This is a genomic window from Pseudomonas sp. EB271-G4-1, from assembly GCF_058791355.1.
Map to the genome: position 1 here is coordinate 72,427 of NZ_JBYTEO010000029.1, position 16,433 is coordinate 88,859.

Genomic DNA, 16,433 nt, shown 5'->3' on the forward strand with positions numbered 1-16,433 from the left:
CTCAGTTCCCCTGCTTGTCGTCGATGATGCGGTATTCGGCACTGCGGGCGTGGGCAGTCAGCGACTCGCCACGGGCCAGCACGGAAGCGGTTTTACCCAGGTCGGACGCGCCCTGTTCAGAGCAAAAAATGATCGACGAACGTTTCTGGAAGTCGTATACGCCCAGCGGCGACGAGAACCGCGCCGTGCCGGAAGTCGGCAATACGTGGTTCGGGCCTGCGCAGTAGTCGCCCAGTGCTTCGCTGGTGTGGCGACCCATGAAGATGGCGCCGGCATGACGGATCTGTGGAAGCCAGGCTTGCGGATCGGCAACCGACAACTCCAGGTGCTCCGGCGCGATGCGGTTGGCCACTTCGATGGCTTGCTCCATGTCACGCACCTGGATCAGCGCACCACGGCCGTTGATCGAGGTTTCGATGATCTCGGCGCGCTCCATGGTCGGCATCAGTTTGGCAATGCTCGCGGCGACCTGATCGAGAAAGGCCGCATCCGGGCTGACCAGGATCGCCTGGGCGTCTTCGTCATGCTCGGCCTGGGAGAACAGGTCCATGGCGATCCAGTCAGGATCAGTCAGGCCGTCACACACCACGAGGATCTCGGACGGGCCGGCAATCATGTCGATACCCACCTGGCCAAACACGTGACGCTTGGCGGTGGCGACATAGATGTTGCCCGGGCCAACCACTTTGTCGACTTGCGGCACGCTTTCGGTGCCATAAGCCAGCGCGGCAACAGCTTGGGCGCCACCGATGGTGAACACACGGTCAACGCCCGCGATGCAGGCAGCAGCCAGCACCAGCTCGTTGATTTCGCCGCGCGGGGTCGGCACCACCATGACCACTTCGGTCACACCGGCAACCTTGGCCGGAATCGCGTTCATCAACACGGAAGAAGGGTACGACGCCTTGCCGCCCGGCACGTACAGACCGGCGCGATCGAGCGGCGTGACCTTCTGGCCCAGCACGGTGCCGTCAGCTTCGGTGTAGCTCCAGGAGTCCTGCTTCTGCTTCTCGTGATAGCTGCGTACGCGGGCCGCGGCTTTTTCCAGGGCCTCGCGCTGTGGCACGGTAATGCGGGTCAACGCCAGTTCCAGGCGCTCGCGCGGCAGGATCAGGTCGGCCATGGAGGCGACGTCCAACCCGTCGAACTGTCGGGTGAACTCCACCAACGCGGCATCGCCACGCTCGCGCACGGCCTTGATGATGTCCAGCACCCGCTGATTGACCGAGTCGTCAGACACACTTTCCCAGCTCAGCAGATGATCCAGATGATGTGCGAAATCCGGGTCAGCAGCGTTGAGTCGGCGAATTGCAGTCGGTGCGGTCATAGCGAGAGCCTCATAGGATTGGCAAAAAACTCAGGCGCCCGAAGCTAACATTCGATCCGCTTGGGCACCTGAGAATTCTGGCTATGAGGCGGATAGACGGCGCAACTCAAAGTCGCGCGGGTGAATCAGCCGCGGTGTCGAGACTCCACTGCCTTGCGCAGGGTGTCGATCAACGCCTGGATACGGGCGTGCTGCATTTTCATCGAAGCTTTATTGACGATCAGCCGGGAGCTGATGGCCGCGATGAAATCCTGTGGCTCCAGGCCGTTGGCCCGCAGCGTGTTACCGGTGTCGACCACGTCGATAATCTTGTCGGCCAAGCCGATCAGCGGAGCCAGCTCCATCGAGCCGTAGAGCTTGATGATGTCGACCTGACGGCCCTGCTCGGCATAGTAGCGCTTGGCAACGTTGACGAACTTGGTGGCGATACGCAGGCGACCCTTGGGCTCGACCGCGCCGACCTTGCCGGCGGTCATCAACTTGCACTGGGCAATCTGCAAGTCCAATGGCTCGTACAGGCCTTGACCGCCGTATTCCATCAGCACGTCTTTACCAGCAACACCGAGGTCGGCGGCACCATGCTCGACATAAGTCGGCACGTCGGTGGCACGCACGATCAACAGGCGTACATCTTCCTGGGTCGTGGGAATGATCAGCTTGCGACTCTTGTCCGGATTCTCGGTCGGCACGATGCCCGCTTCAGCCAGAAGCGGCAGGGTGTCGTCAAGGATGCGGCCCTTGGACAGTGCGATGGTCAACATGGGAAACGTCAGTCCTTATCAAGGTACTCATGTCCGGTCGCAAATGGCGCCGGACACACATCGAGCCGGAAACCGGCTCGACTTACAACAATTCAACGGGCACGTCCCTGCGCCCATGCAGCAGAAACTAGCCCGGAACGCGGCGGATCTTGGCGCCCAGCATCTGCAGTTTCTCTTCGATGCACTCGTAACCACGGTCTATGTGGTAGATGCGGTCGATCAGGGTATCGCCGTCGGCAATCAGCGCCGAAATCACCAGGCTGGCCGAAGCCCGCAGGTCGGTGGCCATCACTGGCGCGCCCTTGAGCTTCTCGGTGCCGGTAACGATGGCGGTGTTGCCCTCGACCTGGATCTTGGCGCCCATGCGGTGCAGTTCGTACACGTGCATGAAGCGGTTTTCGAAGATCGTCTCGATCACAGCGCCCGTGCCTTCGGCAATGGCGTTGAGGGAGATGAACTGCGCCTGCATGTCGGTCGGGAACGCCGGGTACGGAGCGGTTCGCACGTTCACGGCTTTAGGCCGCTTGCCGTGCATGTTCAGCTCGATCCAGTCTTCACCGGTGGTGATTTCGGCGCCCGCTTCGCGGAGTTTCTCCAGCACGGCTTCGAGAATGGTCGGATCGGTGTCCTTGACCTTCACACGCCCGCCGGTCACGGCTGCGGCCACCAGGTAGGTGCCGGTTTCGATACGGTCCGGCATCACCTTGTAGGTGGTGGTGTGCAGACGCTCAACGCCATCGATGGTGATGGTGTCGGTACCAGCGCCGGAAACCTTGGCACCCATCGCGTTCAGGAAGTTCGCCAGGTCGACGACTTCAGGCTCGCGCGCGGCGTTCGCCAGGACACTGCGTCCCTTGGCCAGGGCTGCAGCCATCATGATGTTTTCGGTACCGGTCACACTGACGGTGTCGAAGAAGAAATGCGCACCGCGCAGGCCGCCTTCTGGCGCCTTGGCCTTGATGTAGCCGCCTTCGACGTCGATGATCGCGCCCATGGCCTCCAGGCCACGGATGTGCAGGTCCACCGGTCGCGAACCGATGGCGCAACCGCCAGGCAACGCGACTTCGGCTTCACCGAAACGGGCAACCATCGGGCCCAGCACCAGGATCGACGCACGCATGGTCTTAACCAGTTCGTACGGAGCGATCAGGGTCTTGATGGTCCGCGGATCGATTTCGACGGCCAGTTTCTCGTCGATCACCGGCTCGATCCCCATGCGACCGAACAATTCGATCATGGTGGTGATGTCGTGCAGGTGTGGCAGGTTGGCAACGGTCACCGGACCATCGCACAGCAGGGTAGCCGCCAGGATCGGCAGGGCAGAGTTCTTTGCCCCGGAGATGCGGATCTCGCCGTCAAGACGAGCACCGCCAGTAATAATCAATTTATCCATAAGAATCTCTACGCCCGTGGGCTCAGGTGCGCTCGGCCCAGGCCGCGCTGCTGAAAAATTTCATAGTGACCGCATGGATGCTGCCATCGGTGATCCATGGGTTCAAATGGGCATAGACCTGCTGCTGACGCTTCACCGGGCTCAACGCCGCCAGTTCATCGCTAATCACGTTCAGCTGGAAATTGCAGCCTTCGCCCTCGACTTCTACCTTCGTTCCGGGCAGCTTTCCTTCAAGAAAGCTCTTCACTTCGTTGGCCTGCATGCTCAACCTCAATCGGCGCCCTGTGCGCGCGGGTCGGACATCATACAAAAAAGCCCCGCGCCTGCGAACCCCGGGAAGCAGGACTCTGACGGGGGGCTTCTTTATAGATGCGGGTTAGGGATGCGCCAACAGCTCAGTCAGTTCACTGACCTGAGCGATTTCGCGCATGTCTTCTGGCATCCCGCGGATGCTCAGCGCCTTGCCGGCCGCCTGGGCATCTCGCATGAAACACAACAGCAACGACAGACCGACGCTGCTGGATTTCTCCACCGCCGAACAATCGACTACCACGGCCGCAGCCTTGCTGGCCTTGATCAGCGCCTGCCCCTGCTCGCGCAATTGAGGGCCGGTGCGATAATCCAGCACACCGCTGAGCCGCAGCTCGCCGGCGTCGTCCATCTGGACCGCCGCCTCACTCATTGGGTCTGTTTCTCGGTGGATTGCTCAGCGGTTTCCTTGGCCTTGGCGACTTCCCCGGCCCAACCATTGATGGTTTTGTCCAGGTCGTTGCCATTGCGCTGCATCGCATCAGCGAACTGATCACGGAACAGCTTGCCAATGTTGATACCGTTGATGATGACGTTGCGCAGCTTCCACTCGCCGCCGATCTTTTCCAGTGTGTAGGACACAGGATAGATCGCGCCGTTGCTGCCCTTGACTGTCATGCCGACGCTCGTACGGTTGCCCGACTCGTCCTTGGCAGGATCAACGGTGATGCCCTGGTTGTTGTACTCAAGCAAGGCATTGCCATAGAACTGGAACAGACCCTTCTTGAAGTTTTCTTCAAAGGTCTTCATCTGCGCAGGGGTCGCCTTGCGCGAGTACTTGACCGTCATGATGCTCTTTGAAATACCTTCGGCATCCACTACAGGCCCGACAATGCTGTTGAGCGCCGCGTAGAAGTCCTGCGGATCCTGCTTGTACTTCTCTTTGTTGGCGGCCAGGTCGGCCAGCAGCCGGTTGGTGGTGTCCTGGACCAGCTCGTGCGCGCTAGGCGCCGCCACGGCATGGGCCATCATCGGCAAGGCCGCGAGCAAAACCAACAGGCCACGTCGTAAGGTAGAGATCATTCAAAAGCTCCTCATTTGGCGTCTTTGCTAACGGTATTGAGCAGGAATTTACCGATCAGGTCCTCGAGCACCAGCGACGACTGGGTGTCGTGGATGGTCCCGCCATCCTTGAGCAGGGCCTCTTCCCCGCCCACACTGATGCCGATGTACTTCTCGCCCAACAGGCCAGCGGTCAGGATAGATGCAGTGGAATCTGCCGGTAGGTTATCTACGCGCTTCTCCAGTTGCATGGTTACCCGACCGGTGAAACTGTCGCGATCCAGATCGATTGCCGTGACCTTGCCGATGGTCACACCGGCCATGGTCACTTTAGCTCTGACAGTCAAACCGGCGATATTGTCGAAATACGCATAAAGTTTATAGGTTTCGGTGCTCGGGCTCGGGGACAGTCCACTGACCCGCAACGCCAGCAACAGCAAAGCCAGGATGCCAGCCAGCAAGAAAAGGCCGACACCGATTTCCAGGGTGCGGTTTTGCATCAGAAATCTCCAAACATCAAGGCGGTCAGAATAAAGTCCAGGCCGAGCACAGCCAAAGAGGCATACACCACGGTCTTGGTAGTGGCACGACTGATCCCCTCTGAAGTGGGTTCACAGTCATAGCCTTGGAATACGGCGATCCAGGTCACGACAAAGGCGAAGACAATGCTTTTGATGATGCCGTTGAGCACATCGTCGACAAAGGTCACGCTGTTCTGCATGTTCGACCAGTAGGAGCCTTCATACACGCCCAGCCAGTCGACGGCCACCCAGGAACCGCCCCAGATACCCACCACGCTGAAGATCATCGCCAGCACCGGCAAGGAAATGAAGCCGGCCCACAGGCGCGGGGCAATGATGTACTTGAGCGGGTCCACCCCGATCATCTCCAGGCTGGAGAGCTGTTCGGTGGACTTCATGTTGCCGATTTCCGCGGTCAGTGCCGAACCGGCACGCCCGGCGAACAGCAATGCCGTGACCACCGGCCCCAACTCACGCAGCAGCGTCAGCGCCACCATCTGCCCCACCGCCTGCTCCGAACCGTAGCTGGACAGGATGTTGAAGCCTTGCAGCGCCAGCACCATGCCGATGAATATCCCGGAGACCACGATGATCACCAGGGACATCACGCCCACCGAATGCAGTTGCTTGACCAGCAGGCCAAACCCGCCACCGATGCCACCACGCCCCAGCAGTGCGTGAAACAGAAACAGCGAAGAGCGCCCGAACACCGCCAGCACGTCGATGCCGCCCTGGCCGAACCGGCGCACCCTTTCCAAAAGTGAAATCTTGCGCATCAACGCTTCCCCAGGAGATCTGCGCGGTAATCCGTCGCTGGAAAGTGATAGGGGACCGGACCGTCGGGCTCGCCTGTCATGAATTGACGGATACGCGGATCGTCCGAGTTCATCAGCTCGTCGGGCGAGCCCTGCCCCAACACCTGCCCGTCGCCCACGACATAGATGTAGTCGGCGATGCTGGCGGTTTCGGCCAGGTCATGGGAAACCACGATACTGGTAATGCCCAGCGCATCGTTGAGCAAGCGGATCAGGCGCACCAGCACGCCCATGGCAATGGGGTCCTGGCCGACGAAGGGCTCGTCATACATGAGAATCTGCGGATCGAGCGCAATCGCCCGCGCCAGTGCGACACGACGCTTCATGCCGCCGGACAGTTCGTCGGGCATCAGGTCGATCGCACCGCGCAATCCCACGGCCTGCAATTTGAGCAGGACGATGTCGCGGATCATTTCTTCGGGCAGCTCGGTGTGAACGCGCAACGGAAACGCGACGTTCTCGAAGACATCGAGGTCGGTAAACAGTGCGCCACTCTGAAACAGCACACCCATGTGCTTGCGTGCATCGAACAGATCACTGCGCGACAACGCCGGCAGGTTCTGACCATTGACCCATACTTCGCCACTGGCAGGCCGCAACTGCGCGCCCATCAAGCGCAACAGCGTGGTCTTGCCACACCCGGAAGGCCCCATGATGCCGGTGACCTTGCCGCGCGGGATGCGGATATCAATGTTATTGAAAATGCTGCGCGCACCGCGCTTGAAGGTCAGTCCCTTCAGCTCGACCGCGTAGGCGTTATCGGCACTCATCTAAACTCCTTGCGATGCAGCCTCACACTCGGACGCCGGGCTTCCTGACAAAAGCACATACTCCTGGGCGGGCCGAACTGGCGGCGAACTATATCACTGCAAGCGTCACGCGCCCAAGGCCAATGCCAGACCATGTTCAGCGACATGACAGCCAGAAAGCTCCATCTAGAGGGGATTCGGTAACAACAGATGACGATGGGCAGCGAACTTGCGTGAGGGTTTCAACCATACCGGCTATAATCGCCGCCTTTTCATCAGGCCAAACATTTTCAAAATGAGCCAATCCAGCGACCTGATCAAGTCAGCACAACGCACCATTCGCCTCGAACTGGAAGCCGTAAAAAGCTTGCTGCCCCGTATCGACAAGGATTTCGTGCGCGCCTGCGAAATGATTCTGGCCAGCAAAGGCCGCGTCGTCGTGGTCGGCATGGGCAAATCGGGGCACATCGGCAACAAGATCGCCGCCACCCTGGCCAGTACCGGTACCACGGCCTTTTTCGTGCACCCGGCCGAAGCCAGCCATGGCGACATGGGCATGATTACCCGTGATGACATCATCCTGGCACTGTCGAACTCCGGCTCGACCAATGAAATCATCACCCTGCTGCCGCTGATCAAGCGCCTGGGCATCCAGCTGATCAGCATGACGGGCAAGCCCGACTCGCCGCTGGCCAAGGCGGCAGAGGTCAACCTGAATGTACAGGTCGACCACGAGGCCTGCCCATTGAACCTGGCGCCCACCTCGTCGACGACCGCGGCACTGGTCATGGGTGACGCCCTCGCCGTCGCGCTGCTGGAAGCTCGCGGTTTTACCGCTGAGGATTTCGCCTTTTCCCATCCGGGCGGTGCGCTGGGCCGACGCCTGCTGCTGAAAGTGGAAGACGTCATGCACGCCGGGCAAGAGCTGCCGCAGGTACAACGCGGCACCCTGCTCAAGGATGCGCTGATGGAAATGACCCGCAAGGGCCTGGGCATGACCGTGATAATGGAGGCCGACGGCAAGCTGGCCGGGATCTTCACCGATGGTGATTTACGCCGCACGCTGGACCGCAGCATCGACATCCACACCGCCACTATTGATCAGGTCATGACGGCCCATGGCAAGACGGCCCGTTCCGAAATGCTCGCCGCCGAGGCCCTGAAAATAATGGAAGATCACAAAATCAACGCGCTGGTCGTGGTCGACAGCGAAGATCGCCCGGTCGGTGCCCTGAACATGCACGACTTGCTGCGTGCGGGAGTAATGTAATGAGCACGGACCTGCTGCAACGCGGCCAACAGATCAAACTGGCGGTGTTCGACGTCGACGGCGTCCTGACCGACGGGCGCCTGTACTTCCTCGAAGACGGTAGCGAATTCAAGACGTTCAACACCCTCGACGGCCAGGGCATCAAGATGCTGATGGCCGCCGGCGTACAGACCGCGATCATCAGCGGCCGCAAAACCCCGGTAGTCGAACGACGCGCGAAGAACCTCGGCATTCCCCACCTGTACCAGGGCCGCGAAGACAAACTGGTGGTACTCGACGAGCTTCTTGCGCAACTCGGCCTAAGCTATGAACAGGTCGCCTACCTCGGTGACGACCTGCCGGACCTGCCGGTGATCCGCCGCGTCGGCCTGGGCATGGCAGTGGCCAACGCCGCCAGCTTCGTGCGCGAACACGCACATGGCATCACCCTGGCCCGTGGCGGCGAAGGTGCTGCCCGCGAGTTCTGCGAATTGATCCTGCGCGCCCAGGGCCGCCTCGATGCGGCCAATGCCGCGTACCTGTGAGCCAAATCATGTTCAGCAAAAAAGTTCGCAAGACATTGGTGGTCAGTTGCATCGTGGCGATTTTCGCCGCGGTCGGCTACTGGAACATCAGCCCGGAACGCTTTCTCGACAAGCCACCGGCCAAGACTGAAGAAAGCCCGATCGACTGGTACGCGACCAACACTCACACCTTGCAGTACCTCGAAGACGGCAAGGTGCAATACGAAATGACGTCGGAAAAAGCCGAGCACGTCAAGGCAACCGACATCACGCTGGTGACCAAACCCGACCTGAACATGTACCGCGGCACTGATTTTCCGTGGCATGTGACCAGCGATCACGGTGAGGTGAACTCCGGCGGGACCGAGGTCGAACTGATCGACAACGTGCGCGTCAAGCGTACCGACGAAAAGAACCGCGACACCCTGATCACCAGTACTCGCATGACCGTGTTCCCGCAGCAGCAATATGCGCAGACCCAGCAACCCGTTAGAATCGACGGCGCTGGCGGTGTATCGACTGGTGTCGGCATGAAGGCGTATTTGAAAGAAAGCAGGATACACCTGCTATCGAACGTAAGAGGACAGTATGAGGCTCGTTAAAACCCTCCCTATTTTGCTCAGTCTGGGCGCAGCACTGGGAAGCGTGAGCGCCTGGGCTCTGCCGGACGATCAGCAGCAACCCATCCGCATCCAGGCCGACGACGCCCAACTGGACGACAAGAACGGTGTGGCCACCTATACGGGCGATGTGGTCATCACCCAGGGCTCGATCATTGTCAAGGGCAACAAGGTGACCATGACCCGCGCCCCCGATGGCGACGTCGACGTGGTGACCTCGGTGGGTAACCTGGCCTACTTCGAGCAACTGCAGACCGCAGGCGACACCAAGCCCGTGCAGGGATGGGGCGTGACCATCCAGTACCTCGCCAAGCAAAATCGTGTCGTGCTGATCGACCGCGCCAAGGTCATCGACAAGGACAGCAACGTCACTCAAGGCGAGAAAATCGTCTATGACACCGAGAAAAAGCTGGCCAGCGCCGGTCGCGCAACGGGCAGCAAGGTGACCGAGTCGCGTCCGCGCATCGACATGGTGATCCAGCCGAAAAAGAAAACCGACGAGCAAAAGGCCCCTTAATGGCAACTCTGAAAGCCCAGCACCTGGCCAAGAGCTACAAGAGCCGCCAGGTCGTGCGAGACGTCAGCCTGTCCATCGACAGCGGCCAGATCGTCGGCCTGCTCGGCCCCAACGGCGCCGGCAAGACCACCTGCTTCTACATGATCGTCGGCCTGGTACAGGCTGATCAGGGGCGCGTGCTGATTGATGACCTCGATGTCAGCCACCAGCCGATGCACGGTCGTGCCAAGGCGGGTATCGGTTATCTGCCGCAAGAAGCGTCGATCTTCCGCAAACTCTCCGTGGCCGACAACATCATGGCCATCCTCGAGACCCGCAAGGAACTCGACAAGGCCGGTCGCCGCAAGGAACTGGAAAGCCTGCTGCAGGAGTTCCACATCAGCCACATCCGCGACAACCTCGGCATGAGCCTGTCCGGTGGCGAACGCCGTCGCGTGGAAATCGCCCGGGCACTGGCCACCAACCCGAAATTCATCCTGCTCGACGAACCGTTCGCCGGCGTTGACCCGATCTCCGTGGGTGACATCAAGCAGATCATCCACCACCTCAAGGCCAAGGGCATCGGCGTACTGATCACCGACCACAACGTCCGCGAAACCCTGGATATCTGCGAAACCGCCTATATTGTCAACGATGGTCAACTGATCGCCGAAGGCGACGCTGAAACCATCCTGGCCAATGACCTGGTGAAAGAAGTGTACCTGGGGCATGAATTCCGCCTGTAAGCATCGCGGTGTCCGGCGAGTCGGCAGAGCGCTTGGCGCAATAAAAAATCAACCTTTTTTTATTGTTACAGCGCTCTAGGCAAACGCCGCGGTTTCGGGCATATAATTTGCTTATGTTTGGCGCTCCGGCGCCCTGTAGTGGATGGCGCATGTGCGCCGGCGAATAAGGTGTTAAGCCCCTGCCATGAAACCATCGCTAGTCTTGAGAATGGGCCAGCAGCTGACGATGACACCGCAGCTGCAACAGGCCATCCGCCTGCTCCAATTGTCGACCCTGGACCTGCAACAGGAAATCCAGGAGGCCCTGGAGTCCAATCCGATGCTCGAGCGCCAGGAAGAAGGCGACGACTTCGACAATTCCGACCCGCTGGCCGACAACGCCGAACACAAACCCAGTACCGACACCCAGGAACCCTCCTACCAGGAAAGCGCCACGACCGTCGATAATATCGAGGAAGGCGACTGGAACGAGCGCATTCCCAACGAACTGCCTGTCGACACCGCCTGGGAAGACGTCTACCAGACCAGCGCCAGCAGCCTGCCGAGCAACGATGACGACGAGTGGGATTTCACCACCCGCACATCAGCCGGCGAGAGCCTGCAAAGCCACCTGCTGTGGCAATTGAACCTGGCACCGATGTCCGACACCGATCGCCTGATCGCCGTGACCCTGATCGACTGCATCAACAACCAGGGCTACCTGGACGAGACGCTGGAGGAAATCCTCGAAGCCTTCGATCCGGAACTGGACATCGAACTGGACGAAATCGAAGCCGTCCTGCACCGCATCCAGCAATTCGAACCTGCCGGCATCGGCGCACGCAACCTGGGTGAATGCCTGCTGTTGCAATTGCGCCAACTGCCCGCCAAGACGCCTTGGCTGGCCGAAGCCAAGCGCCTGGTCACTGACTATATCGACTTGCTCGGCAGCCGCGACTACAGCCAGCTGATGCGCCGCATGAAGCTCAAGGAAGATGAGCTGCGCCAGGTGATCGAGCTGGTCCAGAGCCTCAACCCGCGCCCGGGCTCGCAAATCGAGTCGACCGAAGCCGAATACGTGGTTCCGGACGTGATCGTGCGCAAGGATAACGAACGCTGGCTGGTGGAGCTCAACCAGGAGTCGGTGCCCCGCCTGAGGGTCAACGCCCAGTATGCGGGCTTCGTTCGTCGTGCCGACACCAGCGCCGACAACACCTTCATGCGCAATCAACTGCAGGAAGCCCGCTGGTTCATCAAGAGCCTGCAAAGCCGCAACGAAACCCTGATGAAAGTGGCCACGCAGATCGTCGAGCATCAGCGCGGCTTCCTGGAGTATGGCGACGAAGCCATGAAGCCATTGGTCCTGCATGACATCGCCGAAGCGGTCGGCATGCATGAGTCGACGATTTCGCGGGTTACCACGCAGAAATTCATGCATACCCCTCGGGGCATTTATGAACTGAAATACTTTTTCTCCAGTCACGTCAGCACCTCCGAGGGCGGAGAATGCTCGTCCACGGCGATTCGCGCGATCATCAAAAAACTGGTGGCGGCGGAAAATCAGAAAAAGCCGTTGAGTGACAGCAAGATCGCTGGTTTACTGGAGGCACAAGGCATTCAGGTGGCTCGCCGCACCGTCGCCAAGTACCGCGAATCCCTCGGGATCGCGCCTTCGAGCGAACGCAAGCGGTTGATGTAGGGCCACGCCACAGCGTTCCAGTGGCAGATCATCTGGATCTGCCGCTTTATGCACTGGCAACGAAGGAGAAGCTGTATGCAAGTCAACATCAGTGGACACCAACTGGAAGTGACCAAGCCCCTGCGTGAATACGTCGAGCTCAAGTTCAAGAAGCTCGAGGGGCATTTCGACAAGATCACCAACGTGCAAGTCACGATGTGCGTCGAAAAGTTGAAGCAGAAAATCGAAGCCACGCTGCATATACCCGGCAATGAGGTCGTCGCCAACGCGGAACATACCGATATGTACGCGGCAATCGACGCACTGACCGACAAGCTGGATAAACAACTCAAAAAGCATAAGGAAAAGACTCAGAGCCTCCTCCAGGGCGCTACGGGTCGTTAACACTCCCAACCCATGATCCGACTTGAAAGCATCCTGACCCCCGGCCGTTCCCTGGTGAACGTGCCGGGCGGCAGTAAAAAGAAAGCCCTCGAGCAAATTGCCAACCTCATCCATCGCGAAGTGCCGGATCTGGCCATGCAGGATGTTTTCGAGAGCCTGGTCGCCCGTGAAAAACTCGGCTCCACCGGCTTTGGTAATGGCATCGCCATTCCCCACTGCCGTCTAAAGGGCTGTGATGCGCCCATCAGTGCCTTGATGCATCTGGACGCCCCTATCGATTTCGACGCCATCGACGGCGCTCCGGTTGACCTGTTGTTCGTGCTACTGGTCCCGCAAGCCGCTACCGATGCGCACCTTGAGTTGTTGCGCCAGATTGCCAGCATGCTCGACCGCAAGGACGTGCGCGACAAACTGCGCAACGCTGCGAGCAATCAAGCCTTGTATCAGGTTGTCCTGGACGAGCAAAACGGGCAGTAATCATGCGCTTGATCATCGTCAGCGGCCGCTCCGGCTCAGGTAAAAGTACCGCCCTCGACGTCCTCGAGGACAACGGCTACTACTGCATTGACAACCTGCCTGCCGGGTTGCTGCCTGAACTGGCCGAGCGAGCGCTGATACACACCGAACTGGCACAGCCACTGGTTGCCGTGTCCATCGATGCTCGCAACCTGCCAAGCCACTTGTCGCGGTTCCCCGAGTTACTGGCAGAAGTGCGCAGTCGCCACATCCAGTGCGATGTCCTCTACCTGGATGCCGACGAAGAAACCCTGCTCAAACGTTTCTCGGAAACCCGTCGGCGTCACCCGCTGAGCAACGCCAACCGCTCGCTGGCCGAAGCGATCAACGACGAGACCACCCTGCTCGGTCCGATTGCCGACCTTGCCGATCTCAAGCTCAACACCACCAGTCTGAATTTGTATCAACTGCGCGATACCATCAAGCTGCGCCTGCTAAACCAACCGGAACCCGGTACGGCGTTTCTCGTGGAGTCGTTCGGGTTCAAGCGTGGTATGCCGGTCGACGCCGACCTGGTATTCGATGTGCGCTGCCTGCCCAATCCTTATTGGAAGCCTGAGCTGCGCGAGCAGTCCGGGCTCGACCAACCGGTGGCCGAGTACCTGGCTGCGCAACCCGATGTCGAGGAAATGTTCCAGGACATTTCTACCTACTTGCTCAAATGGCTGCCACGCTTTGCCGCCAGCAACCGTGCCTATGTCACCATAGCCATTGGCTGCACCGGCGGCCATCACCGCTCCGTCTACCTGACTGAACGTCTTGGCCAGGTCCTGCAGCAATCCCTGAAGAATGTCCAGGTCCGCCACCGCGACCTCAGCTAAAGGATTCACACCGCGATGCCTGCTCTGGAAATCGAAATCATCAACAAGCTGGGCCTGCATGCCCGCGCTTCGGCAAAATTCGTTGGGGTTGCCGGTCAATACAAGGATTGCACGATCAGGGTAGGACGCACGCCGGAAACCACCGTCGATGGTAAAAGCATCATGGCGATGATGATGCTGGCCGCCGGCAAGGGCACCAAGATTCATTTGAGCACCGAAGGCGAGCAGGCACAGGAAGCGCTGGATGCGCTGGTGGCGTTGATCAATAACTATTTCGACGAAGGCGAGTAAAGCTCAAGGACCGTCCGAACCCGGCTCGAGCCGGGGCTTGCTGGCGAAGGCGGCCTTGAACATCAGGATGATCTTTCTGGCGCCATCGCTGGCAAGCCAGCCCCCACACGCTTGGCCAAAGCTCGACAAAAAAAGGCGCGCCACCCAATGGGTGGCGCGCCTTTTTTTGTCCAACGGGCGAAGCTTAGCTGCCCGCCACCGTCATCCGCTCGATCAACACCGAGCCCGTGCGAATGTTGCTGCGCAGTTCCAGGTCATTGCCCACGGCAACGATCTGCTTGAACATGTCTCGCATGTTGCCGGCGATGGTCACTTCCTGGACCGCGAACTGGATTTCGCCGTTCTCGACCCAGTAACCCGCCGCGCCACGGGAGTAATCACCGGTGACCATGTTCAGGCCTTGGCCCATCAATTCGGTGACCAGCAGGCCGCGCCCCATACGACGCAGCAGGACAGCCTGGTCCTCATCGCCATGGGTAACGAACAGGTTGTGCACGCCACCCGCATTGGCGGTGCTCGGCATGCCAAGCTTGCGGCCTGAGTAGGTGCCGAGGATGTAGGACACCAACTCGCCCTTTTCGACAAACGGCTTGGCGTAGGTTGCCAGGCCATCCCCATCGAACGCTGCACTGCCCATGGCCCGCATCAGGTGCGGCCGCTCGTCGATGGTCAGCCATTCCGGAAACAGCTTCTGCCCCAGCGTACCTTCGAGGAACGAGGATTTACGGTACAGGCTGCCACCGGAAATCGCCGAGAGGAAACTGCCGAACAAGCCGCCGGCCAGTTCCGCGGAGAACAGTACCGGCACTTCACAGGTCGGCACCGGACGCGCACCCAGACGGCTTGCGGCGCGTTGCGCAGCACGCTGGCCGATGCTCACCGGGTCCGCCAGCAGATTGCCCTGGCGGTTCACGTCATACCAGTAATCGCGCTGCATCTGGCCATCAGCCTCGGCGATCATCACGCAACTCAAACTGTGCCGGGTCGACGCATAACCGCCGATAAACCCGTGGCTGTTGCCGTAGACGCGGCAGCCCTGATGCGTGCTCAGGGTGGTGCCATCGGCATTGCTGATCCGGCTGTCGGCGGCAAACGCTGCGGCCTCACAGGCCAGCGCCTGCTCAATCGCCTGTTCCGGGGTAATGTCCCATTGGTGGAACAAATCGAAGTCCTGAACATCCCTGGCCATCAGCGCGGCATCCGCCAGGCCCGAGGCTTCGTCTTCAGAGGTGTGCTTGGCGATAGCCAGGGCAGCGGCAACGGTTTCGCGAATCGCCTCTGGCCCACTGGCCGACGTACTGGCCGAGCCCTTGCGCTGACCGACATACAAGGTGATGCCAAAACCCTGGTCGCGGTTGAACTCGACGGTTTCGACTTCGCGCTGGCGAACGGTGGTCGACAGGCCCTGCTCAAGGGACACCGCCACTTCACAGGCACTGGCGCCCTGTCGCTTGGCTTCAGCGATGATTTGCTCGACTTGTTCTTGCAGTGCCGGCAACGCTTGTGGGCCGACGCTTTCAACTGCACTCATGCTGTTCTCCACTCAAATTCTGCTTTCGGTAACGGTCATCGAGCGACCGGGCCGGACAAGCGGCCCCCGACTGGTTATCATGGCGGCGTTTCTTTGCGGACGGCCACCATGGTTGATTCTTACGACGACTCCCTCGATACGGGAGAAAAAAGCAAATCCCAGGTTAAACGCGAGCTGCATGCTCTGGTTGACCTCGGCGAGCGCCTTACAACGCTCAAGCCTGACTTGCTGGCAAAACTGCCGTTGACCGACGCCTTGCGCCGGGCCCTGGCCGATGCGCCCAAGCACACCGCGAACATCGCGCGTAAACGGCACCTGCAGTTCATCGGCAAACTGATGCGCGATCAGGACACTGACGCAATTCTGGTTTTGCTCGATCAACTCGATGCCTCCACTCGCCAGTACAACGAACGCTTCCATAACCTGGAACGTTGGCGCGATCGCCTGATCGCCGGCGACGATGCCGTACTGGAAAAATTCGTCGTCGACTACCCGGACGCGGACCGCCAGCAATTGCGTTCCCTGATCCGTCAGGCGCAGCACGAGGTTGCGCAAAACAAGCCTCCTGCATCCAGCCGTAAAATCTTCAAGTACATCCGTGAGCTGGACGAAACTCAACGCGGTCTGCGTTGATTCTCGTCCATCCCCTGTAGGAGCTGCCGCAGGCTGCGATCTTTTGATCTTTTAAAAAGCAAAAGAT

21 protein-coding genes are annotated in these 16,433 nt (G+C 59.8%); 11 read left to right on the forward strand and 10 right to left on the reverse strand.

Annotated features, from left to right (window positions below):
- Position 1: 1 nt before the first annotated feature.
- The 9 genes from hisD to AC3WWR_RS16375 all read right to left on the reverse strand — a co-directional run bounded on the left by hisD (position 2) and on the right by AC3WWR_RS16375 (position 6,898).
- The gene (gene hisD, locus AC3WWR_RS16335) at positions 2-1,327 is read right to left on the reverse strand and encodes a histidinol dehydrogenase (RefSeq protein ID WP_020796652.1); all 1,326 of its coding nucleotides are present in this window, start codon (positions 1,325-1,327) and stop codon (positions 2-4) included.
- Positions 1,328-1,452: 125 nt separating this feature from the next.
- On the reverse strand, positions 1,453-2,088 hold the full coding sequence (gene hisG, locus AC3WWR_RS16340; protein WP_008018703.1) for an ATP phosphoribosyltransferase: 636 nt from the start codon (positions 2,086-2,088) through the stop codon (positions 1,453-1,455).
- A gap of 127 nt (positions 2,089-2,215) precedes the next feature.
- Positions 2,216-3,481 (reverse strand): UDP-N-acetylglucosamine 1-carboxyvinyltransferase, encoded by a 1,266-nt coding sequence (gene murA, locus AC3WWR_RS16345; protein WP_020796651.1) that lies wholly within the window; start codon positions 3,479-3,481, stop codon positions 2,216-2,218.
- 22 nt (positions 3,482-3,503) lie between these two features.
- Positions 3,504-3,743: a BolA family protein gene (locus AC3WWR_RS16350; RefSeq protein WP_020796650.1), complete on the reverse strand. Its 240-nt coding sequence runs from the start codon at positions 3,741-3,743 to the stop codon at positions 3,504-3,506.
- A gap of 114 nt (positions 3,744-3,857) precedes the next feature.
- Positions 3,858-4,163 carry an STAS domain-containing protein gene (locus AC3WWR_RS16355; RefSeq protein ID WP_033044847.1) on the reverse strand — a complete coding sequence of 102 codons (306 nt, stop codon included), beginning with the start codon at positions 4,161-4,163 and terminating at the stop codon, positions 3,858-3,860.
- Positions 4,160-4,813 (reverse strand): MlaC/ttg2D family ABC transporter substrate-binding protein, encoded by a 654-nt coding sequence (locus tag AC3WWR_RS16360; RefSeq protein WP_020796648.1) that lies wholly within the window; start codon positions 4,811-4,813, stop codon positions 4,160-4,162. The genes AC3WWR_RS16355 and AC3WWR_RS16360 overlap by 4 nt, the downstream gene beginning before the upstream one ends.
- An 11-nt stretch (positions 4,814-4,824) precedes the next feature.
- On the reverse strand, positions 4,825-5,292 hold the full coding sequence (gene mlaD, locus AC3WWR_RS16365; protein WP_008054374.1) for an outer membrane lipid asymmetry maintenance protein MlaD: 468 nt from the start codon (positions 5,290-5,292) through the stop codon (positions 4,825-4,827).
- Positions 5,292-6,089 (reverse strand): lipid asymmetry maintenance ABC transporter permease subunit MlaE, encoded by a 798-nt coding sequence (gene mlaE, locus AC3WWR_RS16370; RefSeq protein ID WP_020796647.1) that lies wholly within the window; start codon positions 6,087-6,089, stop codon positions 5,292-5,294. The genes mlaD and mlaE overlap by 1 nt, the downstream gene beginning before the upstream one ends.
- Positions 6,089-6,898, reverse strand: a complete 810-nt coding sequence (locus tag AC3WWR_RS16375) for an ATP-binding cassette domain-containing protein (protein WP_020796646.1) — start codon at positions 6,896-6,898, stop codon at positions 6,089-6,091. The genes mlaE and AC3WWR_RS16375 overlap by 1 nt, the downstream gene beginning before the upstream one ends.
- 274 nt (positions 6,899-7,172) lie before the next feature.
- Here AC3WWR_RS16375 and AC3WWR_RS16380 point away from each other — a divergent pair, with 274 nt between their 5' ends.
- The 10 genes from AC3WWR_RS16380 to AC3WWR_RS16425 all read left to right on the forward strand — a co-directional run bounded on the left by AC3WWR_RS16380 (position 7,173) and on the right by AC3WWR_RS16425 (position 14,202).
- A complete protein-coding gene (locus AC3WWR_RS16380; RefSeq protein WP_020796645.1) occupies positions 7,173-8,147 on the forward strand; it encodes a KpsF/GutQ family sugar-phosphate isomerase in 975 nt (324 codons plus the stop codon).
- Positions 8,147-8,671: a KdsC family phosphatase gene (locus tag AC3WWR_RS16385; protein WP_020796644.1), complete on the forward strand. Its 525-nt coding sequence runs from the start codon at positions 8,147-8,149 to the stop codon at positions 8,669-8,671. Before AC3WWR_RS16380 ends, AC3WWR_RS16385 begins: the two co-directional genes overlap by 1 nt.
- An 8-nt stretch (positions 8,672-8,679) precedes the next feature.
- Positions 8,680-9,252 (forward strand): LPS export ABC transporter periplasmic protein LptC, encoded by a 573-nt coding sequence (gene lptC, locus AC3WWR_RS16390; protein WP_020796643.1) that lies wholly within the window; start codon positions 8,680-8,682, stop codon positions 9,250-9,252.
- Entirely contained in the window at positions 9,239-9,787 is a 549-nt protein-coding gene (lptA, locus tag AC3WWR_RS16395; protein ID WP_033044848.1) for a lipopolysaccharide transport periplasmic protein LptA, read from the forward strand. Before lptC ends, lptA begins: the two co-directional genes overlap by 14 nt.
- Positions 9,787-10,512 (forward strand): LPS export ABC transporter ATP-binding protein, encoded by a 726-nt coding sequence (gene lptB, locus AC3WWR_RS16400; protein ID WP_008054366.1) that lies wholly within the window; start codon positions 9,787-9,789, stop codon positions 10,510-10,512. Before lptA ends, lptB begins: the two co-directional genes overlap by 1 nt.
- A gap of 184 nt (positions 10,513-10,696) precedes the next feature.
- A complete protein-coding gene (locus AC3WWR_RS16405) occupies positions 10,697-12,190 on the forward strand; it encodes an RNA polymerase factor sigma-54 (RefSeq protein ID WP_033044849.1) in 1,494 nt (497 codons plus the stop codon).
- A gap of 75 nt (positions 12,191-12,265) precedes the next feature.
- Complete coding sequence (hpf, locus tag AC3WWR_RS16410) at positions 12,266-12,574, forward strand: ribosome hibernation-promoting factor, HPF/YfiA family (protein WP_020796640.1); 309 nt, start codon at positions 12,266-12,268, stop codon at positions 12,572-12,574.
- A gap of 12 nt (positions 12,575-12,586) precedes the next feature.
- Positions 12,587-13,051: a PTS IIA-like nitrogen regulatory protein PtsN gene (gene ptsN / locus AC3WWR_RS16415; protein WP_151140482.1), complete on the forward strand. Its 465-nt coding sequence runs from the start codon at positions 12,587-12,589 to the stop codon at positions 13,049-13,051.
- A gap of 2 nt (positions 13,052-13,053) precedes the next feature.
- Complete coding sequence (rapZ, locus tag AC3WWR_RS16420; protein WP_020796638.1) at positions 13,054-13,911, forward strand: RNase adapter RapZ; 858 nt, start codon at positions 13,054-13,056, stop codon at positions 13,909-13,911.
- A 15-nt stretch (positions 13,912-13,926) separates the two neighbouring features.
- On the forward strand, positions 13,927-14,202 hold the full coding sequence (locus tag AC3WWR_RS16425; protein ID WP_020796637.1) for an HPr family phosphocarrier protein: 276 nt from the start codon (positions 13,927-13,929) through the stop codon (positions 14,200-14,202).
- 184 nt (positions 14,203-14,386) lie between these two features.
- Here the strand turns inward: AC3WWR_RS16425 and pmbA are convergent, their stop codons facing one another.
- Positions 14,387-15,733, reverse strand: coding sequence for a metalloprotease PmbA (pmbA, locus tag AC3WWR_RS16430; RefSeq protein ID WP_492598882.1), 1,347 nt, complete (start codon positions 15,731-15,733; stop codon positions 14,387-14,389).
- Positions 15,734-15,841: 108 nt separating this feature from the next.
- Here pmbA and yjgA point away from each other — a divergent pair, with 108 nt between their 5' ends.
- The gene (gene yjgA / locus AC3WWR_RS16435; RefSeq protein ID WP_008054354.1) at positions 15,842-16,366 is read left to right on the forward strand and encodes a ribosome biogenesis factor YjgA; all 525 of its coding nucleotides are present in this window, start codon (positions 15,842-15,844) and stop codon (positions 16,364-16,366) included.
- The last annotated feature ends 67 nt before the right edge of the window (positions 16,367-16,433 follow it).